Source organism: Halomonas sp. BC1 (genome assembly GCF_002078135.1).
In the GTDB taxonomy this organism is placed as follows: domain Bacteria; phylum Pseudomonadota; class Gammaproteobacteria; order Pseudomonadales; family Halomonadaceae; genus Vreelandella; species Vreelandella stevensii.
In genome coordinates this window covers 20,599-41,794 of the sequence record NZ_LFGS01000003.1, presented here as the reverse complement: position 1 = coordinate 41,794, position 21,196 = coordinate 20,599, and the positions used below count along the sequence as shown (strand labels likewise).

Sequence of the window (21,196 nt, the reverse complement as noted above, 5' to 3'; positions counted from 1 at the left end):
TTAGCTAACGTAAAGAGGTTATAGCAGTGGCTAAGGAAAAATTTGAACGTTCCAAACCGCACGTCAACGTCGGCACCATCGGTCACGTCGACCACGGTAAAACGACTCTGACAGCGGCCCTGACCCGCGTGTCTGCTGAGGTTTTCGGCGGCGACTGGCGTGCATTCGATACTATCGATAACGCACCGGAAGAGCGTGAGCGTGGTATCACCATCGCGACTTCTCACGTTGAGTACCAGTCTGAAGAGCGTCACTACGCGCACGTTGACTGCCCGGGACACGCTGACTACGTCAAGAACATGATCACTGGTGCTGCTCAGATGGACGGCGCTATCCTGGTATGTTCTGCCGCTGACGGCCCCATGCCGCAGACTCGCGAGCACATCCTGCTGTCTCGTCAGGTTGGTGTTCCGTTCATCGTTGTGTTCCTGAACAAAGCGGACATGGTCGATGACGAAGAGCTGCTCGAGCTGGTCGAAATGGAAGTTCGTGAACTTCTGAACGAGTACGACTTCCCGGGTGACGACACGCCGATCATCACTGGTTCTGCGCTGATGGCTCTGAACGGTGAAGACGAGAACGGCATGGGTACTACTGCCGTGACCAACCTGATCAAGGCTCTGGATGAGTACATCCCTGAGCCGGAGCGTGCCATCGACCAGCCGTTCCTGATGCCGATCGAAGACGTATTCTCTATCTCTGGCCGTGGTACTGTTGTTACCGGTCGTGTAGAGCGCGGCATCGTGAAAGCCGGTGAAGAAGTGGAAATCGTGGGTATCCGCGACACCACCAAAACCACCGTAACTGGCGTTGAAATGTTCCGTAAGCTGCTCGACGAAGGTCGTGCAGGTGAGAACGTTGGCGCCCTGCTGCGTGGTACCAAGCGTGATGACGTCGAGCGTGGCCAGGTTCTGGCCAAGCCGGGCACCATCAACCCGCACACCACGTTCGAAGCCGAAGTATACGTACTGTCCAAGGAAGAAGGCGGTCGTCACACGCCTTTCTTCAAGGGCTACCGTCCGCAGTTCTACTTCCGTACCACCGACGTAACCGGTACTTGTGAACTGCCGGAAGGCGTTGAAATGGTAATGCCGGGCGATAACATCAAAATGGTTATCACCCTGATCGCTCCGATCGCCATGGACGAAGGTCTGCGCTTCGCTATCCGCGAAGGTGGCCGTACCGTAGGTGCTGGCGTCGTAGCCAAGATCGTCAAGTAAGCTGTTGACTTGATGATGCAAGGGGGCTCGCAAGAGCCCCCTTTTCTGCGCACCAATCGCAAATGTTTGACATGGCCGATTGGCGTGCCTATAATGCGCATCCTTTGAATGCGTGGGTAGACGGCTCGCGCCGTCGACATCCATTGGAGTTTAGGGCAAATGCAGAACCAAAAGATTCGCATTCGGTTGAAAGCGTTCGACCATCGCCTGATCGATCAGTCCACTGCGGAAATCGTTGAAACCGCTAAGCGTACTGGTGCTCAGGTTCGTGGTCCGATCCCGCTGCCGACCAATCGCGAGCGCTATACCATCCTGATTTCTCCGCACGTCAACAAGGACGCGCGTGATCAGTATGAGATTCGCACTCACAAGCGTGTGCTCGACATCGTTGAGCCGACCGAGAAAACCGTTGATGCGCTGATGAAGCTCGACCTCGCCGCTGGCGTAGACGTGCAAATCAAGCTCGACTAATACACTAGACACTTTGCGGCCCAGCGCTCATCGCCATCTGTCGAGAGCAGCAGCCGCCGCGCCGTGAGGCGCCACACAATGTGCTAGTGGAATGCTCTGGAAAGGGCAGCCATAGCGGGTGATAGCCCCGTACACTATAGGAGACTGAGCATGACTATCGGTTTAGTCGGTATCAAGGCCGGGATGACCCGCGTCTTTACCGAAGACGGCGCATCCGTGCCCGTAACCGTTATTGAAGTTGATCCTAACCGTGTAACGCGCGTCAAGACGCTTGAGTCTGACGGCTACGCAGCGGTTCAGGTCACTACTGGTTCTCGTAAAGCCAAGCACCTCACCAAAGCGCAAGCGGGTCAGTTTGCCAAGGCGGGTGTCGAGGCTGGTCGTTCACTGATGGAATTCCGCCTTGCAGAAGGCGAAGAAGCTCCTGAAGTGGGTGGCGAACTCACCGTATCCCTCTTCGAAGCTGGTCAAAAGATCGACGTGACTGGCACTTCCAAGGGTAAAGGCTTCCAGGGTGCTGTTAAGCGCTGGAACTTCCGTACCCAAGACAACAGCCATGGTAACTCCCTGTCGCATCGTGCGCCGGGTTCTATCGGCATGTGTCAGACACCTGGTCGCGTATTCAAGGGCAAGAAAATGGCCGGTCAAATGGGTAACACCCGTTGCACCGTGCAGAGCCTTGAGATCGTCCGTGTCGACGCCGAGCGTAACCTGCTGCTGATCAAGGGCGCTGTACCGGGAGCAACCGGTAGCAACGTGATCGTTCGCAGCGCCGTGAAAGCTGGCTGAAGGGGATAATTACCAATGAATCTGAATCTTGCTGCAGGCGCGGGTACCGTTGAAGTAGCCGACGCCACTTTTGGCAAAGAATTCAACGAAGCGCTGGTGCATCAGGTCGTCACTGCCTATCTGGCAGCTGGTCGTCAGGGTACACGCGCTCAAAAGAGCCGTTCCGACGTGCGTGGCGGTGGTAAGAAGCCGTGGCGTCAGAAGGGTACCGGTCGTGCACGCGCTGGTACTATCCGCTCTCCGCTGTGGCGCAGTGGTGGTGTTACTTTCGCGGCGCGTCCTCAGGACCATTCGCAGAAAGTTAACCGCAAAATGTACCGCGCGGCGATGCGCTCCATTCTGTCTGAGCTGGTCCGTCAAGAGCGCCTGGTCGCGATTGAAGAGTTCAGCGTAGAAGCGCCGAAGACCAAGCAGGTAGCTGCCAAGCTGAAAGAGCTCAACCTTGAGAAAGTGTTGATCGTCACTGAAGAAGTCGACGAAACGCTCTATCTGGCCGCACGCAACCTTCCCCACGTTGACGTGGTGGATGTCGCTGCCGCTGATCCGGTGAGCCTGGTTGCCTTTGACAAGGTCCTGGTCACCGTCTCCGCCCTGCGTAAATTCGAGGAGAAGCTGGCATGAACCAGGAACGCGTATTCAAGGTTCTGCTTGGACCGCACGTGACCGAAAAGGCCGCGATGGCAGCCGAGCGCAACCAGTACGTTTTCAAGGTGGCACCCGATGCTACCAAGCCCGAGATCAAGAAAGCCGTTGAAGCACTGTTCGGCAAGAAGGTCGGTGGCGTTCAGGTACTGAACGTCAAGGGTAAAACCAAGCGTACTGCTCACGGCGTTGGCCTGCGTAAGGGTTACCGCAAGGCGTATGTGACCCTGGCTGCGGGTGAAACGCTCGAAGACTTCTCTGGCGCCGAATAAGGGCAGGAGTACGGATAATGGCAATCGTCAAGACCAAACCCACATCCGCCGGTCGTCGCCACGTCGTCAAGATCGTTGGTGAGGAACTGTACAAGGGCCGTGCTTATGCACCGCTTTTGGAAAAACAGTCCAAGTCCGGTGGCCGTAACAACTACGGTCGCATCACCACCCGCCACGTGGGCGGTGGTCACCGTCATCACTATCGGTTGATCGACTTCAAACGCACCAAGGATGGCATTCCGGCCACCGTTGAGCGTCTGGAGCACGACCCGAACCGCAGTGCGCACATTGCGCTGCTGAAATATGCCGATGGCGAGCGTCGTTACATCATTGCACCGAAAGGCGTTAGCGCCGGTGACGTGCTGGAATCTGGTGTCAACGCGCCCATCAAGAAAGGCAATGCCTTGCCGCTGCGTAACATCCCGCTCGGTTCTACCGTTCACGGTATCGAACTGAAACCGGGTAAAGGCGCGCAGATTGCTCGCAGTGCCGGTACTAGCGCTCAGCTGGTTGCTCGTGAAGGTAACTACGCCACCCTGCGTCTTCGCTCTGGCGAAATGCGCAAGGTGCTGGCCGAGTGCCGCGCGACCCTGGGCGAAGTGAGCAACTCCGAGCACAGCCTGCGTCAACTTGGCAAGGCCGGTGCGAAGCGCTGGAGAGGCGTGCGTCCGACAGTTCGCGGCGTCGCGATGAACCCTGTGGATCACCCGCACGGTGGTGGCGAAGGCCGCACCAGCGGTGGCCGTCACCCGGTTACTCCGTGGGGCGTGCCGACCAAGGGTCACAAGACGCGTAAGAACAAGCGCACCGACAAGCTGATCGTACGTCGTCGTAACAAGACGCGTTGATCTAAATTGCCAAGACATTAAGAGGTAACGGCTGTGCCACGTTCACTAAAGAAAGGTCCCTTCATTGACCTTCATCTTTTGAAGAAGGTAGAGGCTGCAGTGGAGAAGAACGACCGTAAACCGATCAAGACCTGGTCGCGTCGTTCGATGATCCTGCCAAACATGGTAGGCCTCACAATCGCTGTCCATAACGGTCGCCAACACGTCCCGGTGCACGTCTCCGAGGAAATGGTTGGTCACAAGCTGGGCGAATTCGCTGCCACTCGCACTTATCGCGGGCATGCGGCGGACAAGAAAGCCAAACGGTAAGCCAGAGAGGATTGAGAGATGGAAGTCACAGCTAAGCTGCGTGGCGCTCGTTTATCCGCCCAGAAGGCCCGTTTGGTGGCTGACCAGGTGCGCGGTAAACCGGTCGCCGAAGCACTCGACCTGCTGACCTTCTCACCGAAGAAGGCTGCCAAGCTAGTCAAGAAAGTGCTGCAGTCCGCCATTGCAAACGCGGAAGAAAATAACGGCATGGATATCGACGAGCTGCGTGTCTCGACCATCTGCGTCGATGAGGGCATGACGCTCAAGCGTATCAAGCCGCGTGCCAAAGGCCGCGCGGATCGTATCTTGAAGCGCACCTGCCACATCACCGTCAAGGTAGCCGAGAAGTAGGAGTCGACCAGATGGGTCAGAAAGTCAATCCAACAGGCATTCGACTGGGCATCGTCAAAGACCATGCTTCTGTCTGGTATGCCGAGCGCGGCGCCTATGCCGATAAGCTCAACAACGATCTCGAAGTGCGCAGCTTCCTGGACGAGCGTCTGAAAAGCGCCTCCGTAAGCCGCATTCACATCGAGCGTCCGGCGAACAATGCCCGCATCACCATTCACACTGCCCGTCCGGGTATCGTGATTGGCAAGAAAGGTGAAGATGTCGACCGTCTGCGTCGTGATCTGACCGAGATGATGGGCGTTCCGGTGCATGTGAACATCGAAGAAGTTCGCAAGCCCGAGCTGGATGCCAAGCTGGTTGCTGCCAACGTGGCAGGTCAGCTTGAGCGTCGCGTCATGTTCCGTCGTGCCATGAAGCGCGCGGTACAGAACGCAATGCGTCTTGGCGCTGGCGGCATCAAGATTCAGCTGTCAGGTCGTCTGGGTGGCGCCGAAATCGCACGTACCGAATGGTACCGCGAAGGTCGCGTTCCGCTGCACACTCTGCGTGCGGACATCGACTACGCCACTTACGAAGCTCACACCACCTACGGCGTCATCGGCGTCAAAGTGTGGATCTTCAAGGGTGAAATCCTCGGCGGTATCGAGGAAGTACGTGCCAAGGCCAAGCAACAGCAACAGCCTGCCGGCAACGCGCCCAAGAAGAAAGGTTCCAGGTAAGGGGAGAGCGAGTCGATGTTACAGCCCAAGCGTATGAAATTCCGCAAGATGATGAAAGGCCGCAACCGTGGCCTGGCGCATCGCGGAAGCAAGATCAGCTTCGGGGAGTACGGTCTCAAGGCAACCGGTCGTGGCCGCATCACTGCGCGTCAGATCGAAGCTGGCCGTCGTGCGATCACACGTCACGTCAAGCGTGGCGGTAAAATCTGGATCCGCGTTTTCCCTGATAAGCCGATTTCCAAGAAGCCGCTCGAAGTTCGTATGGGTAAGGGTAAAGGTTCAGTTGAGTACTGGGTAGCCCAGATCCAGCCGGGTCGGGTCCTGTATGAAATTGAAGGTGTATCCGAAGAGCTGGCCCGTGAAGCATTTGAACTGGCCGCCCAGAAGATGCCCCTGTCCACCACCTTTGCGAAACGGACGGTGATGTGATGAAAGCCCAGGAAATTCGTGAAAAGTCCGTAGGAGAGCTCCAAGAGCAGCTCCTCGAGCTCCTCCGCGAGCAGTTTAACCTGCGCATGCAGAAGGCCACTGGCCAACTGAGCCAGACTCATCTGCTCAAGCAGGTCCGTCGGGATATCGCCCGCGTTAAGACTGTGCTCAACGAGAAGGCAGGTGATTGAGATGGCCGAAGAGAAAAAACACGTACGCTGACCGGCAAGGTGGTCAGCGACAAGATGGACAAGTCCATCGTCGTCATGATCGAGCGTCGTGAGCGTCACCCGATCTACGGAAAATACGTCAAGCGCTCCACCAAGCTGCACGCCCATGATGAGGCGAACCAGGCAAAGGCAGGCGATACGGTTTCCATTCAGGAGTGCCGTCCGCTTTCCAAGAAGAAAGCCTGGACGCTGGTCGAGGTGGTCGAGCAGGCCAAGGGTTAATCCCCTGCGTCTGTTCAACCAGTGCAGTCAGATTAGGTTTGGAGAAAACCGATGATTCAGACTCAGACAATGCTGGATGTCGCCGACAACAGCGGAGCGCGCCGGGTGCAATGCATCAAGGTGCTGGGCGGTTCACACCGTCGCTACGCCCGCGTTGGTGACGTCATTAAAGTAACGGTCAAAGAAGCTATTCCTCGTGGCAAGGTCAAAAAAGGCCAGGTCCTCAAGGCAGTAGTCGTTCGTACCCGTAGTGGCGTCCGTCGTAGTGACGGTTCGCTGATCCGTTTCGATGGAAATGCGGCAGTTTTGTTGAATAACACCAACGAACAGCCGATCGGCACGCGTATCTTCGGGCCGGTAACTCGTGAACTTCGTAATGAGAAGTTCATGAAGATCATTTCCCTAGCGCCTGAAGTGCTGTAAGGAGCGAGGCGGATATGCAAAAGATCAAACGTGACGATGAAGTCATCGTCATCGCCGGGAAGGATAAGGGCAAGCGCGGCACGGTGAAGCGGGTACTTGAAAACCGTTTCGTGGTGTCCGGTGTGAATATGATCAAGCGTCACACCAAGCCTAATCCCATGGCGGGAAATCAGGGCGGTATCGTCGAGCGTGAGGCTCCGATTCACGCGTCCAACGTAGCCATCTTCAATTCGGAGACCGGTAAGGCGGATCGCGTCGGCTTCCAGGTGAAGGAAGACGGTACCAAGGTACGTATCTACAAGTCGACGCAGACGCAGATCGACGCCTAACGCGAGTCGGGTAGCATAATGGCGAACTTGAAAGAACGTTATCAAAACGAGGTGGTAGCTCAACTCAAAGAGCAGTTCAGCTACGCCAACGTAATGCAGGTACCCCGGATCACGAAAGTGACTCTGAACATGGGTATCGGCGAAGCGGTCAGCGACAAAAAGCTGATCGACAATGCCATCGGCGACCTGGAGAAGCTTTCCGGTCAGAAGCCGCTGGTGACCAAGGCACGCAAGTCCATCGCGGGCTTCAAGGTGCGCGAAGGTTGGCCGATCGGTATCAAAGTCACACTGCGCTCCGAGCGTATGTGGGACTTCCTGGACCGTCTGGTGAACATTGCCATCCCACGCGTGCGTGACTTCCGTGGTCTCAACCCGAAGTCCTTCGACGGTCGCGGCAACTACTCCATGGGTGTGCGTGAGCAGATCATCTTCCCGGAGATCGAATATGATAAAGTCGATCGCGTACGGGGGCTGGACGTCACTATCACTACTACCGCCAACACCGACGAGGAAGGTCGTGCGCTGCTTGCAGCACTGAACTTCCCGTTCAAGAAATAAGGGTTGGATCATGGCTAAGAAAAGTATGATAGAGCGTGAGCTCAAGCGTACTCAGCTGGTCGAGAAGTTTGCGGCTAAGCGCGCAGAGCTCAAGAAAATCATCTCGGACGTGAACGCTTCTGAAGAAGATCGTTTCGAGGCGACGCTGAAGCTGCAGCAACTGCCGCGCGACTCCAGCCCGGTGCGTCAGCGTAACCGCTGCCGCGTGACTGGCCGTCCGCACGGCTTTTACAACAAGTTCGGCCTCGGCCGTAACAAGCTGCGTGAAGCCGCCATGCGTGGCGACGTCCCTGGCCTCAAAAAGTCCAGCTGGTAACGCCACGTAGAATCATCAGGAGCGCACATTAAATGAGCATGCAAGACACTCTGGCGGATATGTTTACCCGTATCCGCAATGCGCAGATGGCCACCAAGGAGACGGCTACCATGCCGTCCTCCAAACTGAAAGTCGAAGTGGCCCGAGTGCTAAAGGAAGAAGGCTACATTACCGACTTTGCGGTGGCTGAAGGCGTCAAACCCGAGCTGACCGTTACTCTCAAGTACTTTGAGGGTAAGCCGGTTATCGAGCACATTCAGCGGGTTTCCAAGCCGTCTCTGCGTCAGTACAAGGGCAAGGATAACCTGCCCAAGGTAGCCGATGGCCTGGGTATCGCGATTGTCACCACCTCTAATGGTGTCATGACCGATCGTGCCGCGCGCCAGGCTGGCGTCGGTGGCGAAGTCATCTGCACCGTATTCTAGGAGGCTGGAATGTCCCGCATAGCGAAATATCCGGTTAAAGTGCCTGCTGGCGTTGATGTCAAAATCGATGCTGGCCAGCTGACCGCCAAAGGCGGCCAGGGCACGCTGTCCATGCCCATTCACCAGGACGTGGTGATTGGTCAAGAAGACGGCCAGCTGACCTTCGCCCCGAGTGAGTCTGCCAAGAGCTGGGCAATGGCCGGTACTACCCGCGCCCTGGTTCAGAACCTGGTTACGGGCGTATCCGAGGGTTTCACAAAAACTCTCGAAATTGTTGGCGTCGGTTATCGTGCCCAAGCTAAGGGCCAGACGCTCAATCTTTCACTGGGCTTCTCGCACCCGGTCGACTACGAACTGCCTAAAGGTGTTACAGCGGAAACGCCGAAGAACACCGTGATCGTGCTGAAAAGCGCGGACAAGCAGATGCTCGGTCAGTGCGCCGCGGAAATCCGCGCCTTCCGTCCGCCTGAGCCGTACAAAGGCAAGGGTGTACGTTACGCCGACGAGCAGGTGCGTCGCAAAGAAGCCAAGAAGAAGTAAGGCAGGGTTATGAACGCGAAGAAAGAATCTCGTCTCCGTCGTGCCCGCCGCGCTCGCGCCAAGATCCGCGAGCTGGGCGTGTATCGCCTGTGCGTCAACCGTACCCCGCGTCACATCTATGCGCAGATTATCTCGCCGGATGGTGGCAAGGTGCTGGCCAGCGCTTCTACGCTGGACAAAGCACTGCGCGAGGGTGCGACCGGTAACTCAGACGCGGCCTCCAAGGTCGGTGCTCTGATTGCCGAACGCGCTAAAGAAGCAGGCATCACCCAGGTGGCCTTCGACCGTGCTGGCTTTAAGTATCACGGTCGCGTCAAGGCTCTGGCCGACGCCGCACGTGAAGGCGGCCTGGAATTCTAAAGGGTTTTACGATGGCGAAGAACGAACAGCAAAACGGTGATCTGCAGGAGAAGTTAGTGCAGGTCAACCGCGTCGCCAAGGTGGTCAAGGGTGGTCGTATTTTCGGCTTCACCGCACTGACCGTCGTAGGTGATGGTAAAGGTCGTGTCGGTTTCGGTCGTGGCAAGGCGCGTGAAGTGCCGGTCGCAATCCAGAAAGCGATGGACCAGGCTCGTCGCAACATGGTCAAGGTCAACCTTGCAGGTCACACACTGCAGTACCCGGTAAAAGCCCGTCACGGTGCTTCCAAGGTGTACATGCAGCCGGCCTCCGAAGGTACTGGTATCATCGCTGGTGGCGCCATGCGTTCCGTACTGGAACTGGCAGGCGTTCACGATGTACTGGCCAAGTGCTACGGTTCCACCAACCCGGTTAACGTGGTGCGGGCGACTGTCAAAGGTCTCTCTTCCATGCAAGCACCGGAAGACATCGCCGCCAAGCGCGGTCTGTCTGTCGAAGCGATCACGGGGTAAGGCACCATGGCAGCAACGATCAAGGTTACCCAGATCCGCAGCACCATCGGCGTTTTGCCCAAGCACAAGGCTACTATGAAAGGCCTGGGTCTGCGTCGCATCGGTCATACGGTTGAGCTGGAAGACACCCCTGCCGTACGCGGCATGATCCACAAGGTTAACTACCTTGTGCGCGTTGAGGGAGAGTAATCCATGAAACTCAATACCCTGAGCCCGGCGCCGGGCTCCAAACACGCTGAAAAGCGCGTTGGTCGTGGTATCGGTTCCGGTCTGGGCAAGACCGGTGGCCGTGGCCACAAAGGTCAGAAATCACGCAGTGGCGGTAGCGTCAAGCCTGGTTTCGAAGGCGGTCAGATGCCGCTGCAGCGTCGTTTGCCGAAGTTTGGCTTCACGTCTGCCAAGTCGCTGGTATCTGAAGAAGTACGCCTGGCGGAACTTGCCAAGGTTGCCGGTGACGAAGTCACCATGGAAACCCTGAAGCAAGCCAACGTGCTGAAGGATGCGACGCTGCATGCGAAGATCATCCTTTCTGGCGAACTGAACAAAGCGGTTACCGTTCGTGGAATCAAGGTCACCAAAGGTGCCCGTGAAGCGATCGTAGCCGCTGGCGGCAAGGTAGAGGACTAAATGGCCAAGTCAGGAAACATGCCGGCGATGGGCAGCGGTCTGAGTGAACTGTGGGCGCGTTTGCGCTTCGTGCTCCTCGCCATCGTGGTGTACCGTATCGGTGCCCACATTCCCGTTCCCGGTATCAATCCTGACCAGCTTGCTGCCTTGTTCAGGGAGCAACAGGGCACCATCCTGGGCATGTTCAACATGTTCTCGGGTGGCGCCCTGGAGCGCATGAGCGTCCTCGCCCTGGGCATCATGCCCTATATTTCGGCGTCGATTATCATGCAGCTGATGACTGCAGTCTCCCCTCATCTTGAACAGCTCAAGAAAGAGGGCGAGGCTGGCCGCCGCAAGATTAGCCAGTACACCCGCTACGGCACGGTGTTACTGGCTTTTGTCCAGGCTACCGGCATGTCCGTGGGTCTGGCTAGCCAAGGCATCGCTTACAACGCTGACTTCAGCTTCTATTTCACCGCCATCATCACGTTTGTGTCGGGTGCGGTGTTTATGATGTGGCTAGGCGAGCAGATCACCGAGAAGGGCATCGGCAACGGTATTTCGCTGCTGATCTTCGCGGGGATCGTCGCTGGGCTGCCCAGTGCCGTGGGGCAAGCCTTCGAGCTTGCTCGTAACGAAGGGGCCTGGAATGTTCTTCCGCTGTTAGCGCTGTCCGTGCTAGGTATTGCCACCGTGGCATTCGTGGTGTTCATCGAGCGTGGCCAACGCCGCCTCAAGGTGAACTACCCACGTCGCCAAGTGGGCAACAAGATGTATGCAGGTCAAAGCAGCTACTTGCCGTTGAAGGTGAACATGGCGGGCGTCATTCCCGCGATCTTTGCCTCCAGTATTCTGCTCTTCCCGGCCTCTATCGGTCAGTGGGTAGGTGCTGGCGAAGGCATGGAGTGGTTGCAGCGAGCCTCGCAGGCGTTAGGCCCTGGCCAACCGCTTTACATCTTGCTTTTCGCTGCGGCAGTGGTATTCTTCTGCTTCTTTTACACAGCGCTGGTCTTCAACCCCAAGGATGTGGCTGACAATCTCAAGAAGTCAGGCGCTTTCCTGCCGGGCATTCGCCCCGGCGAGCAGACCGCTCGCTATATCGACAAAGTGATGACTCGTCTCACTCTGTTCGGTGCCTTGTATATCACTGCGGTTTCCCTGATGCCCCAGTTCCTGATCGTAGCATGGAACGTTCCGTTCTTCTTTGGCGGCACGTCGCTGCTGATCGTGGTAGTGGTCATCATGGACTTCATGGCCCAGGTGCAGTCGCATCTCATGTCGCATCAATATGACTCAGTGATGAAGAAGTCCAACCTGAAAGGCTACGGTAGCGGCGGCATCATGCGCTGAGGCGCCCCTAACGAATTGGCGCGCCGCGAGCCGTTTTTGGAGAAAGAACGATGAAAGTTCGAGCTTCCGTAAAGAAGATGTGCCGTAACTGCAAGATCATTCGTCGCAATGGCGCTGTACGCGTCATCTGTGTCGAGCCGCGGCACAAGCAGCGTCAGGGCTAAACCTGGGCTGTTTTAAGCGGGTGCAGGCATACCCCTTGCCTTCGGGCTCCTAAAGGGGTATGCTGTTGCGCCTTTTGTAGATGAATAAACGAGCAAGCCGCTCAAATTTCGGAGTAAGCTGATGGCCCGTATTGCAGGCGTCAATATCCCGGACAACAAGCATGCGGCGATCTCGCTGACCTATATCTTCGGGATTGGCCGTACTCGCGCGCAACACATCTGTGTTGCTGCCGGTATCGCGCCGACTACCAAGATCGTAGATCTGTCTGGCGACGAGCTGGACACCCTGCGTTCTGAAGTTGGTAAGTACACCGTAGAAGGCGACCTTCGTCGTGATGTCACGCTTAACATCAAGCGTCTCATGGACTTAGGCTGCTACCGTGGTCTGCGTCATCGTCGTAGTCTTCCGCTGCGTGGTCAGCGGACCAAGACTAACGCGCGTACCCGTAAGGGCCCGCGTAAGCCGATCCGCAAATAACACGCAGGCTCTTTAATCGAGAGCTGACGTTAAGACAGGAATAGACATCAACATGGCTAACCCGCGTAGTAACCGTAAAAAGGTTAAAAAGCAGGTAGTGGACGCCGTCGCGCACATCCATGCCTCTTTTAACAACACGATCGTGACGATCACAGACCGCCAGGGCAATGCTCTTTCTTGGGCAACAGCCGGTGGTTCGGGTTTTCGTGGTTCTCGCAAGAGCACCCCGTTCGCTGCGCAAGTTGCAAGCGAACGTGCAGCAACTGCTGCAGCCGAGTATGGTGTGAAAAACGTAGACGTGCTGGTCAAGGGCCCCGGTCCCGGCCGTGAATCCGCCGTGCGCGCACTGAACGCCGCCGGCTTCCGCGTGCAAAGCATCGTAGACGCGACGCCCATCCCCCATAATGGCTGCCGTCCGCCGAAGAAACGCCGCGTTTAAGGAGACAGATTCATGGCTCGTTATATTGGACCGAAGTGCAAACTGTCTCGTCGTGAAGGCACCGATCTCTTCCTGAAGAGTGGCGTGACTCCCTTCGAGAAAAAGTGTAAATCCGAGCAGATCCCGGGTGTACACGGCCAGCGTCGTCAGCGTCTTTCCGACTACGGCTTGCAGCTTCGCGAGAAGCAGAAAGTACGCCGTATGTATGGCGTACTCGAAAAGCAGTTCCGCAACTACTACAAAGAAGCCGCTCGCCTGAAAGGTGCGACCGGTGAAGTACTGTTGCAACTGCTTGAATCCCGACTGGATAACGTCGTCTACCGCATGGGCTTCGGCTCGACTCGCTCTGAAGCGCGTCAGCTGGTCAGCCACAAGGCGATTTCCGTCAACGGCCGCACCGTTAACGTTGCTTCCTACCAAGTGAAGCCGGGTGACGTGGTAGCTGTTCGTGAAAAGGCGAAGAACCAGGCTCGTATCCAAAGCGCGTTGAGCATTGCTGCCAACCGTGGCGATATCACCTGGATCGAAATCGACGCCAAGAAGATGGAAGGCACTTTCAAGGCTCTGCCTGAACGCGGTGACCTGACTGCCGACATCAACGAAAACCTGATCGTCGAGCTGTACTCCAAGTAAGCAGTCTGTTTGTTGCTTCTGCTTCTTGAGGCCTGGGCGGGATAGCAAAGCTAACCGCCCAGATGCTCTTGAGTATTGTGCTTTAGAGTACTCAGTATCCGTTTGGCAGCCTGAAAGGTGTTCATATGCAGCGTTCAGTGACAGAGTTTCTTCGCCCCCGCGACATCAAGGTCGAAGAGATCAGCGCACATCATGCCAAAATCGTTCTCGAACCGTTCGAGCGCGGCTTTGGTCACACCCTGGGGAATGCACTTCGTCGCATTCTGCTTTCATCCATGCCCGGCGCTGCCGTGGTAGAGGCTGAAATCGCCGGTGTAGAGCACGAATACAGTGCACTCGAAGGGGTGCAGGAAGATGTCATCGAAATCCTCCTGAACTTGAAAGATGTTGCGATCAAGATGCACAGCCGCGATGAGGCGGTGCTCTCGCTGAACAAGCAGGGCCCAGCCGTCGTCACCGCTGGCGACATTGCGCTTGATCATAGCGTCGAAATCGTCAACCCGGACCACGTCATTGCACACGTCAATGAAGGTGCCGAGCTGAAAATTCAGCTTAAGGTAGCGCTGGGTCGTGGTTACGAACCGGCTGACGCTCGTGGCTCTGATGAAGAGACCCGTGCTATTGGCCGCCTGCAGCTGGATGCCACCTTCAGCCCTGTTCGCCGTGTTTCCTACTCGGTCGAAGCCGCTCGTGTCGAGCAGCGTACCGACCTCGATAAGCTGATTATCGACCTGGAAACCGACGGTACACTGGATCCGGAAGAGGCTATCCGTCGCAGTGCGACCATTCTGCAAGAGCAGCTGGCCGCCTTCGTCGACCTGGAAGCTGACAAAGAGCAGGAAGTCGAAGAGGAAGAGGATCACGTTGATCCGATCCTATTGCGCCCCGTAGACGATCTCGAGTTGACCGTTCGCAGCGCCAACTGCCTGAAAGCCGAGAATATCTACTACATCGGTGATCTGATCCAGCGCACGGAAGTGGAGCTGTTGAAGACCCCGAACCTCGGTAAGAAGTCCTTGAATGAAATCAAGGATGTATTGGCAGCGCGCGGCTTGTCCCTCGGTATGCGGCTGGAAAATTGGCCACCCGCTAGCCTGAAGGACGACAAGGCCTCCGCGTAAGCGTCGACTTGAGTCCCAGTTTGGTAAGGAATCACAACCATGCGTCATCGTAAGAGTGGTCGTCATCTGAATCGTACCAGCTCGCACCGTCAGGCCATGTTCAAGAACATGTCTGTCTCGCTGGTCGAACATGAAGTCATCAAGACAACCCTGCCCAAGGCCAAGGAACTGCGTCGCGTTATCGAGCCGCTGATCACCCTGGCAAAGCAGGATAGCGTTGCAAACCGCCGTCTGGCGTTTGCTCGTACGCGCTCCAAAGAAGCCGTCGGCAAACTGTTCAACGAGCTGGGTCCGCGTTACGCCGAGCGTCCGGGTGGTTACATCCGTATTCTCAAGTGCGGTTTCCGCACCGGCGACAACGCCCCCATGGCCTACGTTGAACTGGTAGACCGCCCGGTAGCCCAGGAAGAAGCCGCTGCAGAGTAAGCGTAGCGCCCCTTCCAAGGCACAATGAAAACCGCCCCTCACCGGGCGGTTTTTTTGTGTCCATGTTTTTATGTCTACGGGATATGAACAGATTGCCTGTCGGGCCGGGATTAATCTATATATAAGCCCTCGGGCACATCCATTTGTCGGCAGGCCATGCTAGTCTTGTTCGGCTGAGCATGGCCATTCAAGGGCGGTGCCAGGTCATCAGTAAGTGTGTGCCAGGGTATCAGGCGCGAGTGACGTTTAGCAGTGATGTACATTCATCAAGGGGCAGGTATGTCAGCAGAGGCAAGGTATTCACGGACAGCAGCAACGGTGTGGCTGTTGATGCTCAGTCTATTGGTGATCGGCAGTATCACCAAAGCGCAAGCCAACCCTCGCTATGCGGGCATCGTCGTCGATCTGGAGCATGGTGAAGTGCTTTATGCCGAGAACGCCGACGAAGCGCGCTATCCTGCCTCGTTGACCAAGATGATGACCATGTACCTCACCTTCGAAGCGCTGGAGAGAGGTGACTTGCGCCTCGACCAAGCGCTGCCGGTGTCGGCTCAGGCGGCGGCCATGCCCGCCAGCAAGCTGTGGCTGTCAGCAGGCAGCACCATCAGCGTGGACACCGCCATGCGCGCCCTGGCGGTACGCTCTGCCAACGACGTGGCCGTGGTGGTGGCCGAGGCTCTGGGCGGCAGTGAGCAGCGCTTTGCCCACCTGATGACGGAAAGAGCCCGTGAGCTGGGCATGAGCAGGACGACTTTCCGCAATGCCTCGGGGTTGCCGGATGACCAGCAGATCACCACGGCGCGGGATATGCTGACCCTGTCGGTGCGTGTGATCCAGGACTTTCCTCAGTATTACCACTACTTTGGGCTGCAGGAGTTCACCCACCGTGGCACTCGCCACACTAGCCACAACCGCCTGGTGCGTGACTATCCCGGCGCCGACGGCCTGAAGACCGGCTTTATCCGTGCCTCCGGGTTCAATGTCGCCACCACTGCCGTGCATAACGGCCGACGCATGGTGGCGGTGGTGATGGGGGGATTCACCGCCGCCTCCAGGGATACGCACATGGCCAGCCTGCTGGATCGCAGTTTCGAGCGCGCAGCGCTACGTGACCACCAGACCTGGATTGCCAACACCAGCTTCTCGCAGGAGTACATGAGCTTCGGGGGTTCACAGCAGGCGATCTCGCCTCCGCCCGAGCCCCCATCGCGGCCGATAATGGCGCATATCGACACCAGCGCACCGGTCACGGCGGCGGCCGTGGAGGCCCAGTGGTCACAAACCATGGCGCCTACACCTTCCCCTCAGGGTGACCCGCTGCTGGCCTTGATCGAGCAGGAGCGTGGCTTTGCCTCAATGGGGTCGGCACCGGCCGCTGGCGGTGGTAACTGGGGCATCCAAGTGGGTGCCTTCAGCCAGGCCCATCAGGCGGAACAGCTGGCCCAACAGGCTGCCCAGCGGCTGCCCAGTGAGGTGGGGGGGCAGGTCGCCATCGATACCTTCGAGGGGCGCTCGACGGTCTTCCGAGCACGCGTCGTGGCGCTGGACGAAATACGTGCCCGTCAGGCCTGTCAGTCGCTGCAGGCACAGGGGATGGACTGCATGGTGGTGAACGCCAGCCTTTGACACTACTCATCACGCCAACGCCCCGCCAGTGCAGCATTGGCGGGGCGTTTTATTTTATGCGACCACAGGAGGAACGCCATGACAGCTTCCCTGAAAGGCATTCTCTGCATGTGTGCAGGCGTACTGTTTCTGGCCTTGGGTGACGCGGTATCGAAATGGTTGGGTGAGGTGCACTCGCCGCTGCAAATCATTTTTTCAGAACGCTGGTGTCGCTACCGCTGATCGCCCTGCTGGCCCATTTTGGTGGTGGGCTGCGCAAATTGCGTACGCGTCGCCCGGGCGTGCACCTGCTGCGCGGGCTCATTTATACCGCCACCATGGTGTGCTTCGTCTGGGGGTTGACCCTGCTGCCGCTGGCGGAAGCCACGGCGATTGCCTTTGTGGCCCCGCTGTTCGTGACGCTGCTGTCGGTGCCGTTACTGGGTGAGCGTATCGACCCGCCAGTGCTGGCCGCTTCGCTGCTTGGCTTTGTCGGGGTGCTGATCGTGGTGCGGCCAGGTGGTGATGCCTTTCAACTGGGGGCCATGGTGGTGCTGGGCGCGGCGGTGTTCTACGCGCTGATGATGGTCACCGCGCGGCGCTATGGCGCCAACGAGCACCTGTGGGCCATGGTGTTCTACATGACGGCCGTGCCGCTGGTACTGACGGGCCTCAGCCTGCCCTGGGTATGGCAAACGCCCCATCCCTGGCACTGGCTGGGCTTTGCCGCCTCCGGAGTGTTGGGGGTGGGAGCCACGGCGTTCATCACTCTGGCCTTTCGCCATGCGCCCGCCGCCATAGCGGCGCCCTTCGATTATACCGCCATGCTGTGGGCCGTGTTGTTGGGGTGGTGGTTCTGGGGGGAGCTGCCGGACGTTTGGGTCTGGGTAGGCAGCGCGCTGATCATGTGTAGCGGTCTGGCCATTGCCTATCACGACCGTCGCACCACCCTGAAACGTCGCCCAACGGCCTGATATGCACCGGGAATTGCCCCAGATTAGCAAACCGGCCGGCGGGCCGCAGTCGGCGAGGTGCGCTGGCGATAATGCCGCCCGTTCAAACAACGGTGACGGTTATGCAAGCTCACGACCTATCTGCGGGATATGGAGCCGGTGATCGAGGCTGGGCCGGACGCTCTGATCATGTCCGACCCCGGCTGATCATGATGATCCGTGAGCGCTGGCCGCACCAAGTCATCCACCTGTCGGTGCAGGCCAACGTGGTGAACTGGGCCGCGGTCAAGTTCTGGCAGTGGCAGGGGATCCAGCGCATCATTCTTTCTCGGGAGCTGTCGCTGGAAGAGGTGGCCGAGATCCGCACCGAATGCTCGGATATCGAGATCGAGACGTTCGTTCACGGTGCGCTGTGCATCGCATATTCAGGGCGCTGCCTGCTCTCGGGGTACGTCAATCGCCGCGACCCGAACCAGGGCACCTGCACCAACGCCTGCCGCTGGCAATACAAGACGCTGGACGCCACCCAGGATACCACCGGCGACCTGATACCCGTGGCGGCGGACGCCGAGCGGGCCGCGTTGATCGAAGATGTCTCCCGCCCAGGCCAGCCATCTGGGCGTGGCCGTCAGTTGAACGCGTAGACATCCATCGCCAGCACGCCATGCTCGACGCTATGGTGCAGCCGCTGGCCCTGGCCCCCGGCTCCCATGGCGATCAGTAACGGTTGGAAGTGCTCCGGCGTGGGATGGTTGCGCTGGGCATGGGGAGCCGTTTGCCATGTCAGCAGCGCCTCCCGCGCGTCTTTTTCCAGTTGGGTGTGTGCCCAATCGGCAAAGGCATCCACCCAGCCTGGTGCCTGGCTGCCCTGGGGCTGTAGCGCATGCAGGTTATGGGTCAGGCTGCCGGAGCCCACGATCAGAATACCTTCGCTGCGCAGGTGGGCAAGCCGCTGGCCCAACTCCATCAGCGCCGCGTTGCTCCAGCGGCTGGGAAGCGACAGCGACACGACCGGTAGCCTGGCCTCGGGGTACATCAGGGAAAGTGGCACCCAAGCGCCGTGGTCCATGCCGCGCTCCACAAGTCTGGCACCGAGCGTTTTGCCCAGCGTTGCGGCCAGGGCTGGGTCCCCCGGTGCCGGGTACTGCACGGCGAATAACGCCGCCGGAAAACCGCCAAAATCGTGGAGGGTCTCGGGGTGAGCGCTCTGACTGATGAGCAGCTCCGGCGTTTCCCAGTGGGCAGAGACCACAACGATGGCCTTGGGGCGAAGCGTCTGGCCCAGCTCACGCAGGAACCGGTGAGCGGGCGTGGGGGTCAGCGCCAGCATGGGCGAGCCGTGAGAGATAAACAAGCTAGGTAACATAAGGCACCTCAATGTGTGGCCTGCCAGCGTAGGCACGCCAGCAGGCCAGTGGCTCACGCGAAGCGGCGTGCAACGACCAGGCTGCCGCCGCCAAGGCCGGCTTGCACGACCAGTGCAATGGCCCAGAATACCGGGAATTCCCAGCCGCCGCCCGGGTTGGAAAAGAGCCAGCCGTTACCGATATGTACCCAGGCGGCTCCCAGCAAAACCGGTACCAGGGCAAGGCTGACCCAGCGGGTATAGATACCCAGCAGCAGGGCCAGGCCTCCGCCGACTTCCGCCGCAATGGTCAGGTAGGCCAGAAAGCCTGGCAGGCCCAGCGACTCAAAATAGCCGACCGTTCCAGGCAGGGTGAACACGAATACTTTCAACAGCCCGTGGGCCAGGGTCATGATACCCAGGCTGATGCGCAGCAGGGAAGTGGCATGCAGGTGTGATGCTTGGGTTGTCAGTGTCGTCGTCATGGTGTTCTCTCCTGCTTCCGTCAGGTGCAGCCGCCGGGTGGTGCGCTGTATCAGCCGCGCGCCCAGCGATTCCTCGAGCGCCATGACCCGGCGCGATAGCAAGGTGCGCGAGAGGTCCAGGGCCTCCGCCGCCCGCGTGTAACTGCCTAACTCGGCCACCTTGACGAAGGCTGCCAGTTGGTCGAACTGGGTCATGACCTGAAGAACGCCTGGGCCGCCTGACGTGGGTCAGGATGGCCGCAAATGGCCGAGATCACCGCGAGCCCGTGGGCACCGGCGGCTTTCACCTGGGCGGCGTGCTCGGCTTTCAAGCCGCCGATGGCCACGCTGGGCAGCGGGCAGGCACTGGCCAGTTGGGCCAGCCCGGTAAAACCGATGGGCTGCGCGTGGTCCTGCTTGCTCCCGGTGGCAAACACGGGCCCCAGCCCCACGTAATCCAGCAGCGCCACGGGGGCACGCTGCAACTGCTCCAGGGTATTGATGGAGAGCCCGATGATCGCCTGCTTGCCCAGTACCTGGCGGGCCTGCATCACGTCCGTATCGCTCTGGCCAACGTGCAAGCCGTCGGCACCGCTGGCGTGCGCCACGTTCAGCCGGTCATTGATGATCAGCGGCACTCCGCTACCTGCCAGCACTTCCTTGAGACGCTTGGCCTGGGCAATCATGGCTTCGTCGCTGGCCTGCTTGTCGCGTAGCTGGACCAGCGTGACGCCTCCTGCCACGGCGGCTTCCACGGTACGTTCCAGGCCCGTGGAGGCGCATAGCTGAGCATCCGTGACCAGATAGAGCGTAAGATCAACCGACATGCAGGGTCTCCGAGTGAGGTGGTGCTGGCAGGTCATCTGCCGTGAGCGAATACAGGGTATCCAGCAGCGTCACATGGAAACTGCCTGGCCCTTCGGCCTGCTGCCCGGCGTGACTGCCTGCCAGATTGAAGTAGGTCAGGGCGCCGAGCGTGGCGGCCAGCGGGGCGTGACGGTTGGCCGCTACGAAACCGGCGACCAGCGCGCTGAGCCCGCAGCCCAGGGTGGTTACCCGTGGCATCAGCGGGTGGCCGCCGGTCAAACGATACAGCGACTGGCCATCGGTGACGATATCGGTGGCCCCGGTCATGGCGACGACACAGTGATACCGACGCGCCAGGGTGATGGCCGCCTGGGTGGCATCGTCGGTGCTCACCGTGGCATCCACGCCCCGGCCCTGGTGGGCAAGGCCGCTCAGCGCCATGATTTCCGAGGCATTGGCACGAATCACGCTGGGCGAGTAAGCCAGCAGGGACAGGCAGGTTTGCTGGCGCAGCCGCGTGGCACCCACGGCAACCGGGTCCAGCACCCAGGGCACCGCGTGGGCCTGGGCTGATTGGGCGGCCAGCTGCATGGCTTCGGCCCAAGGGGCAGAGAGCGTACCGATGTTGATCGAGAGCGCTCCCGCGATGGCGGTAAATTCCGCCACTTCTTCCTGGGCATGCAGCATGGCGGGGGAGGCCCCGGCGGCCAGCAGCAGGTTGGCGGTACTGTTCATGGCAACGTAGTTGGTGATGCAGTGAACCAGCGGGGTCTGGTCACGCAGCGCGAGCAGCGTCTCGCGTGGGCTGGGTAGGGTCATGACTTCCTCCCGGCAGGG

The 21,196-nt window shown here is 58.8% G+C and carries 34 protein-coding genes and 3 pseudogenes; 32 read left to right on the top strand and 5 right to left on the bottom strand.

The window, feature by feature from the left end; all coding sequences use genetic code 11:
- The first annotated feature begins 26 nt into the window (after nucleotides 1-26).
- The 32 genes and pseudogenes from tuf to B7L72_RS00850 all read left to right on the top strand — a co-directional run.
- Nucleotides 27-1,220 (top strand): elongation factor Tu, encoded by a 1,194-nt coding sequence (tuf, locus tag B7L72_RS01005; protein WP_081139241.1) that lies wholly within the window; start codon nucleotides 27-29, stop codon nucleotides 1,218-1,220.
- A 159-nt stretch (nucleotides 1,221-1,379) separates the two neighbouring features.
- The gene (rpsJ, locus tag B7L72_RS01000) at nucleotides 1,380-1,691 is read left to right on the top strand and encodes a 30S ribosomal protein S10 (protein WP_009098983.1); all 312 of its coding nucleotides are present in this window, start codon (nucleotides 1,380-1,382) and stop codon (nucleotides 1,689-1,691) included.
- A 150-nt stretch (nucleotides 1,692-1,841) separates the two neighbouring features.
- Nucleotides 1,842-2,480, top strand: coding sequence for a 50S ribosomal protein L3 (gene rplC / locus B7L72_RS00995; protein ID WP_016915774.1), 639 nt, complete (start codon nucleotides 1,842-1,844; stop codon nucleotides 2,478-2,480).
- Between the two features lie 15 nt (nucleotides 2,481-2,495).
- Entirely contained in the window at nucleotides 2,496-3,101 is a 606-nt protein-coding gene (rplD, locus tag B7L72_RS00990) for a 50S ribosomal protein L4 (RefSeq protein ID WP_016915775.1), read from the top strand.
- Complete coding sequence (rplW, locus tag B7L72_RS00985; protein ID WP_016915776.1) at nucleotides 3,098-3,394, top strand: 50S ribosomal protein L23; 297 nt, start codon at nucleotides 3,098-3,100, stop codon at nucleotides 3,392-3,394. Before rplD ends, rplW begins: the two co-directional genes overlap by 4 nt.
- 17 nt (nucleotides 3,395-3,411) lie before the next feature.
- Complete coding sequence (rplB, locus tag B7L72_RS00980) at nucleotides 3,412-4,242, top strand: 50S ribosomal protein L2 (RefSeq protein WP_016915777.1); 831 nt, start codon at nucleotides 3,412-3,414, stop codon at nucleotides 4,240-4,242.
- Nucleotides 4,243-4,275: 33 nt separating this feature from the next.
- Nucleotides 4,276-4,551, top strand: coding sequence for a 30S ribosomal protein S19 (gene rpsS / locus B7L72_RS00975; protein WP_009098993.1), 276 nt, complete (start codon nucleotides 4,276-4,278; stop codon nucleotides 4,549-4,551).
- Between the two features lie 18 nt (nucleotides 4,552-4,569).
- On the top strand, nucleotides 4,570-4,902 hold the full coding sequence (rplV, locus tag B7L72_RS00970; protein WP_010626471.1) for a 50S ribosomal protein L22: 333 nt from the start codon (nucleotides 4,570-4,572) through the stop codon (nucleotides 4,900-4,902).
- An 11-nt stretch (nucleotides 4,903-4,913) separates the two neighbouring features.
- Nucleotides 4,914-5,621, top strand: coding sequence for a 30S ribosomal protein S3 (gene rpsC / locus B7L72_RS00965; RefSeq protein WP_016915778.1), 708 nt, complete (start codon nucleotides 4,914-4,916; stop codon nucleotides 5,619-5,621).
- A gap of 15 nt (nucleotides 5,622-5,636) precedes the next feature.
- The gene (gene rplP / locus B7L72_RS00960) at nucleotides 5,637-6,050 is read left to right on the top strand and encodes a 50S ribosomal protein L16 (RefSeq protein ID WP_007112000.1); all 414 of its coding nucleotides are present in this window, start codon (nucleotides 5,637-5,639) and stop codon (nucleotides 6,048-6,050) included.
- Nucleotides 6,050-6,241 carry a 50S ribosomal protein L29 gene (rpmC, locus tag B7L72_RS00955; RefSeq protein WP_016915779.1) on the top strand — a complete coding sequence of 64 codons (192 nt, stop codon included), beginning with the start codon at nucleotides 6,050-6,052 and terminating at the stop codon, nucleotides 6,239-6,241. Before rplP ends, rpmC begins: the two co-directional genes overlap by 1 nt.
- Before the next feature lie 54 nt (nucleotides 6,242-6,295).
- Nucleotides 6,296-6,502, top strand: coding sequence for a 30S ribosomal protein S17 (gene rpsQ / locus B7L72_RS00950; protein ID WP_081192071.1), 207 nt, complete (start codon nucleotides 6,296-6,298; stop codon nucleotides 6,500-6,502).
- A 51-nt stretch (nucleotides 6,503-6,553) separates the two neighbouring features.
- The gene (rplN, locus tag B7L72_RS00945) at nucleotides 6,554-6,925 is read left to right on the top strand and encodes a 50S ribosomal protein L14 (RefSeq protein ID WP_009723896.1); all 372 of its coding nucleotides are present in this window, start codon (nucleotides 6,554-6,556) and stop codon (nucleotides 6,923-6,925) included.
- A gap of 14 nt (nucleotides 6,926-6,939) precedes the next feature.
- Nucleotides 6,940-7,254, top strand: coding sequence for a 50S ribosomal protein L24 (gene rplX / locus B7L72_RS00940; RefSeq protein WP_009723895.1), 315 nt, complete (start codon nucleotides 6,940-6,942; stop codon nucleotides 7,252-7,254).
- A gap of 18 nt (nucleotides 7,255-7,272) precedes the next feature.
- Nucleotides 7,273-7,812: a 50S ribosomal protein L5 gene (rplE, locus tag B7L72_RS00935; protein ID WP_016915781.1), complete on the top strand. Its 540-nt coding sequence runs from the start codon at nucleotides 7,273-7,275 to the stop codon at nucleotides 7,810-7,812.
- A gap of 10 nt (nucleotides 7,813-7,822) precedes the next feature.
- Nucleotides 7,823-8,128, top strand: a complete 306-nt coding sequence (rpsN, locus tag B7L72_RS00930) for a 30S ribosomal protein S14 (protein ID WP_026001935.1) — start codon at nucleotides 7,823-7,825, stop codon at nucleotides 8,126-8,128.
- Nucleotides 8,129-8,160: 32 nt separating this feature from the next.
- Nucleotides 8,161-8,553: a 30S ribosomal protein S8 gene (rpsH, locus tag B7L72_RS00925; RefSeq protein ID WP_016915783.1), complete on the top strand. Its 393-nt coding sequence runs from the start codon at nucleotides 8,161-8,163 to the stop codon at nucleotides 8,551-8,553.
- 9 nt (nucleotides 8,554-8,562) lie between these two features.
- A complete protein-coding gene (rplF, locus tag B7L72_RS00920; protein ID WP_016915784.1) occupies nucleotides 8,563-9,093 on the top strand; it encodes a 50S ribosomal protein L6 in 531 nt (176 codons plus the stop codon).
- Nucleotides 9,094-9,102: 9 nt separating this feature from the next.
- Nucleotides 9,103-9,453, top strand: coding sequence for a 50S ribosomal protein L18 (gene rplR / locus B7L72_RS00915; protein WP_008959159.1), 351 nt, complete (start codon nucleotides 9,103-9,105; stop codon nucleotides 9,451-9,453).
- Nucleotides 9,454-9,464: 11 nt separating this feature from the next.
- The gene (rpsE, locus tag B7L72_RS00910) at nucleotides 9,465-9,965 is read left to right on the top strand and encodes a 30S ribosomal protein S5 (protein ID WP_081192069.1); all 501 of its coding nucleotides are present in this window, start codon (nucleotides 9,465-9,467) and stop codon (nucleotides 9,963-9,965) included.
- A 6-nt stretch (nucleotides 9,966-9,971) separates the two neighbouring features.
- Entirely contained in the window at nucleotides 9,972-10,154 is a 183-nt protein-coding gene (gene rpmD / locus B7L72_RS00905) for a 50S ribosomal protein L30 (RefSeq protein ID WP_009723888.1), read from the top strand.
- A gap of 3 nt (nucleotides 10,155-10,157) precedes the next feature.
- A complete protein-coding gene (gene rplO, locus B7L72_RS00900; protein ID WP_016915786.1) occupies nucleotides 10,158-10,592 on the top strand; it encodes a 50S ribosomal protein L15 in 435 nt (144 codons plus the stop codon).
- The gene (secY, locus tag B7L72_RS00895; protein WP_081192067.1) at nucleotides 10,593-11,924 is read left to right on the top strand and encodes a preprotein translocase subunit SecY; all 1,332 of its coding nucleotides are present in this window, start codon (nucleotides 10,593-10,595) and stop codon (nucleotides 11,922-11,924) included.
- 50 nt (nucleotides 11,925-11,974) lie between these two features.
- On the top strand, nucleotides 11,975-12,088 hold the full coding sequence (rpmJ, locus tag B7L72_RS00890) for a 50S ribosomal protein L36 (protein WP_081139244.1): 114 nt from the start codon (nucleotides 11,975-11,977) through the stop codon (nucleotides 12,086-12,088).
- A gap of 121 nt (nucleotides 12,089-12,209) precedes the next feature.
- Entirely contained in the window at nucleotides 12,210-12,566 is a 357-nt protein-coding gene (rpsM, locus tag B7L72_RS00885) for a 30S ribosomal protein S13 (RefSeq protein ID WP_039180640.1), read from the top strand.
- A gap of 52 nt (nucleotides 12,567-12,618) precedes the next feature.
- Nucleotides 12,619-13,005, top strand: a complete 387-nt coding sequence (rpsK, locus tag B7L72_RS00880) for a 30S ribosomal protein S11 (protein ID WP_009099028.1) — start codon at nucleotides 12,619-12,621, stop codon at nucleotides 13,003-13,005.
- Between the two features lie 12 nt (nucleotides 13,006-13,017).
- Entirely contained in the window at nucleotides 13,018-13,638 is a 621-nt protein-coding gene (rpsD, locus tag B7L72_RS00875) for a 30S ribosomal protein S4 (protein WP_016915789.1), read from the top strand.
- A gap of 125 nt (nucleotides 13,639-13,763) precedes the next feature.
- On the top strand, nucleotides 13,764-14,759 hold the full coding sequence (locus B7L72_RS00870; protein WP_016915790.1) for a DNA-directed RNA polymerase subunit alpha: 996 nt from the start codon (nucleotides 13,764-13,766) through the stop codon (nucleotides 14,757-14,759).
- Nucleotides 14,760-14,798: 39 nt separating this feature from the next.
- Nucleotides 14,799-15,185: a 50S ribosomal protein L17 gene (gene rplQ, locus B7L72_RS00865; protein WP_016915791.1), complete on the top strand. Its 387-nt coding sequence runs from the start codon at nucleotides 14,799-14,801 to the stop codon at nucleotides 15,183-15,185.
- Nucleotides 15,186-15,515: 330 nt separating this feature from the next.
- Nucleotides 15,516-16,811 (top strand): D-alanyl-D-alanine carboxypeptidase family protein, encoded by a 1,296-nt coding sequence (locus B7L72_RS00860; RefSeq protein ID WP_081192183.1) that lies wholly within the window; start codon nucleotides 15,516-15,518, stop codon nucleotides 16,809-16,811.
- 78 nt (nucleotides 16,812-16,889) lie between these two features.
- Nucleotides 16,890-17,764: pseudogene (locus tag B7L72_RS00855) on the top strand (DMT family transporter).
- A gap of 105 nt (nucleotides 17,765-17,869) precedes the next feature.
- Nucleotides 17,870-18,354, top strand: a pseudogene (locus B7L72_RS00850) (U32 family peptidase); the annotation flags it as partial.
- 17 nt (nucleotides 18,355-18,371) lie between these two features.
- Here B7L72_RS00850 and B7L72_RS00845 read toward each other — a convergent pair.
- The 5 genes and pseudogenes from B7L72_RS00845 to thiM all read right to left on the bottom strand — a co-directional run bounded on the left by B7L72_RS00845 (nucleotide 18,372) and on the right by thiM (nucleotide 21,178).
- Nucleotides 18,372-19,109: a DODA-type extradiol aromatic ring-opening family dioxygenase gene (locus B7L72_RS00845; RefSeq protein ID WP_081192065.1), complete on the bottom strand. Its 738-nt coding sequence runs from the start codon at nucleotides 19,107-19,109 to the stop codon at nucleotides 18,372-18,374.
- Nucleotides 19,110-19,162: 53 nt separating this feature from the next.
- Nucleotides 19,163-19,573, bottom strand: a complete 411-nt coding sequence (locus B7L72_RS00840; protein ID WP_170919527.1) for a DoxX family protein — start codon at nucleotides 19,571-19,573, stop codon at nucleotides 19,163-19,165.
- A 6-nt stretch (nucleotides 19,574-19,579) separates the two neighbouring features.
- Nucleotides 19,580-19,768, bottom strand: a pseudogene (locus tag B7L72_RS18420) (helix-turn-helix domain-containing protein); the annotation flags it as partial.
- On the bottom strand, nucleotides 19,765-20,379 hold the full coding sequence (thiE, locus tag B7L72_RS00835) for a thiamine phosphate synthase (protein WP_081192061.1): 615 nt from the start codon (nucleotides 20,377-20,379) through the stop codon (nucleotides 19,765-19,767). The gene thiE and the pseudogene B7L72_RS18420, both read right to left, overlap by 4 nt.
- Complete coding sequence (gene thiM, locus B7L72_RS00830; RefSeq protein WP_081192059.1) at nucleotides 20,369-21,178, bottom strand: hydroxyethylthiazole kinase; 810 nt, start codon at nucleotides 21,176-21,178, stop codon at nucleotides 20,369-20,371. Before thiM ends, thiE begins: the two co-directional genes overlap by 11 nt.
- Nucleotides 21,179-21,196 lie beyond the last annotated feature (18 nt).

Excerpts from the sequence above, each read along its gene's own strand:
- rpsJ (WP_009098983.1), top strand. The coding sequence starts at position 1,380 with ATGCAGAACCAAAAGATTCGCATTCGGTTGAAAGCGTTCGACCATCGC.
- rplC (WP_016915774.1), top strand. The coding sequence starts at position 1,842 with ATGACTATCGGTTTAGTCGGTATCAAGGCCGGGATGACCCGCGTCTTT.
- rplD (WP_016915775.1), top strand. The coding sequence starts at position 2,496 with ATGAATCTGAATCTTGCTGCAGGCGCGGGTACCGTTGAAGTAGCCGAC.
- rplW (WP_016915776.1), top strand. The coding sequence starts at position 3,098 with ATGAACCAGGAACGCGTATTCAAGGTTCTGCTTGGACCGCACGTGACC.
- rplB (WP_016915777.1), top strand. The coding sequence starts at position 3,412 with ATGGCAATCGTCAAGACCAAACCCACATCCGCCGGTCGTCGCCACGTC.
- rplV (WP_010626471.1), top strand. The coding sequence starts at position 4,570 with ATGGAAGTCACAGCTAAGCTGCGTGGCGCTCGTTTATCCGCCCAGAAG.
- rpsC (WP_016915778.1), top strand. The coding sequence starts at position 4,914 with ATGGGTCAGAAAGTCAATCCAACAGGCATTCGACTGGGCATCGTCAAA.
- rplP (WP_007112000.1), top strand. The coding sequence starts at position 5,637 with ATGTTACAGCCCAAGCGTATGAAATTCCGCAAGATGATGAAAGGCCGC.
- rpmC (WP_016915779.1), top strand. The coding sequence starts at position 6,050 with ATGAAAGCCCAGGAAATTCGTGAAAAGTCCGTAGGAGAGCTCCAAGAG.
- rpsQ (WP_081192071.1), top strand. The coding sequence starts at position 6,296 with ATGGACAAGTCCATCGTCGTCATGATCGAGCGTCGTGAGCGTCACCCG.
- rplN (WP_009723896.1), top strand. The coding sequence starts at position 6,554 with ATGATTCAGACTCAGACAATGCTGGATGTCGCCGACAACAGCGGAGCG.
- rplX (WP_009723895.1), top strand. The coding sequence starts at position 6,940 with ATGCAAAAGATCAAACGTGACGATGAAGTCATCGTCATCGCCGGGAAG.
- rplE (WP_016915781.1), top strand. The coding sequence starts at position 7,273 with ATGGCGAACTTGAAAGAACGTTATCAAAACGAGGTGGTAGCTCAACTC.
- rpsN (WP_026001935.1), top strand. The coding sequence starts at position 7,823 with ATGGCTAAGAAAAGTATGATAGAGCGTGAGCTCAAGCGTACTCAGCTG.
- rpsH (WP_016915783.1), top strand. The coding sequence starts at position 8,161 with ATGAGCATGCAAGACACTCTGGCGGATATGTTTACCCGTATCCGCAAT.
- rplF (WP_016915784.1), top strand. The coding sequence starts at position 8,563 with ATGTCCCGCATAGCGAAATATCCGGTTAAAGTGCCTGCTGGCGTTGAT.
- rplR (WP_008959159.1), top strand. The coding sequence starts at position 9,103 with ATGAACGCGAAGAAAGAATCTCGTCTCCGTCGTGCCCGCCGCGCTCGC.
- rpsE (WP_081192069.1), top strand. The coding sequence starts at position 9,465 with ATGGCGAAGAACGAACAGCAAAACGGTGATCTGCAGGAGAAGTTAGTG.
- rpmD (WP_009723888.1), top strand. The coding sequence starts at position 9,972 with ATGGCAGCAACGATCAAGGTTACCCAGATCCGCAGCACCATCGGCGTT.
- rplO (WP_016915786.1), top strand. The coding sequence starts at position 10,158 with ATGAAACTCAATACCCTGAGCCCGGCGCCGGGCTCCAAACACGCTGAA.
- secY (WP_081192067.1), top strand. The coding sequence starts at position 10,593 with ATGGCCAAGTCAGGAAACATGCCGGCGATGGGCAGCGGTCTGAGTGAA.
- rpmJ (WP_081139244.1), top strand. The coding sequence starts at position 11,975 with ATGAAAGTTCGAGCTTCCGTAAAGAAGATGTGCCGTAACTGCAAGATC.
- rpsM (WP_039180640.1), top strand. The coding sequence starts at position 12,210 with ATGGCCCGTATTGCAGGCGTCAATATCCCGGACAACAAGCATGCGGCG.
- rpsK (WP_009099028.1), top strand. The coding sequence starts at position 12,619 with ATGGCTAACCCGCGTAGTAACCGTAAAAAGGTTAAAAAGCAGGTAGTG.
- rpsD (WP_016915789.1), top strand. The coding sequence starts at position 13,018 with ATGGCTCGTTATATTGGACCGAAGTGCAAACTGTCTCGTCGTGAAGGC.
- B7L72_RS00870 (WP_016915790.1), top strand. The coding sequence starts at position 13,764 with ATGCAGCGTTCAGTGACAGAGTTTCTTCGCCCCCGCGACATCAAGGTC.
- rplQ (WP_016915791.1), top strand. The coding sequence starts at position 14,799 with ATGCGTCATCGTAAGAGTGGTCGTCATCTGAATCGTACCAGCTCGCAC.
- B7L72_RS00860 (WP_081192183.1), top strand. The coding sequence starts at position 15,516 with ATGCTCAGTCTATTGGTGATCGGCAGTATCACCAAAGCGCAAGCCAAC.
- B7L72_RS00845 (WP_081192065.1), bottom strand. The coding sequence starts at position 19,109 with ATGTTACCTAGCTTGTTTATCTCTCACGGCTCGCCCATGCTGGCGCTG.
- B7L72_RS00840 (WP_170919527.1), bottom strand. The coding sequence starts at position 19,573 with ATGACGACGACACTGACAACCCAAGCATCACACCTGCATGCCACTTCC.
- thiE (WP_081192061.1), bottom strand. The coding sequence starts at position 20,379 with ATGTCGGTTGATCTTACGCTCTATCTGGTCACGGATGCTCAGCTATGC.
- thiM (WP_081192059.1), bottom strand. The coding sequence starts at position 21,178 with ATGACCCTACCCAGCCCACGCGAGACGCTGCTCGCGCTGCGTGACCAG.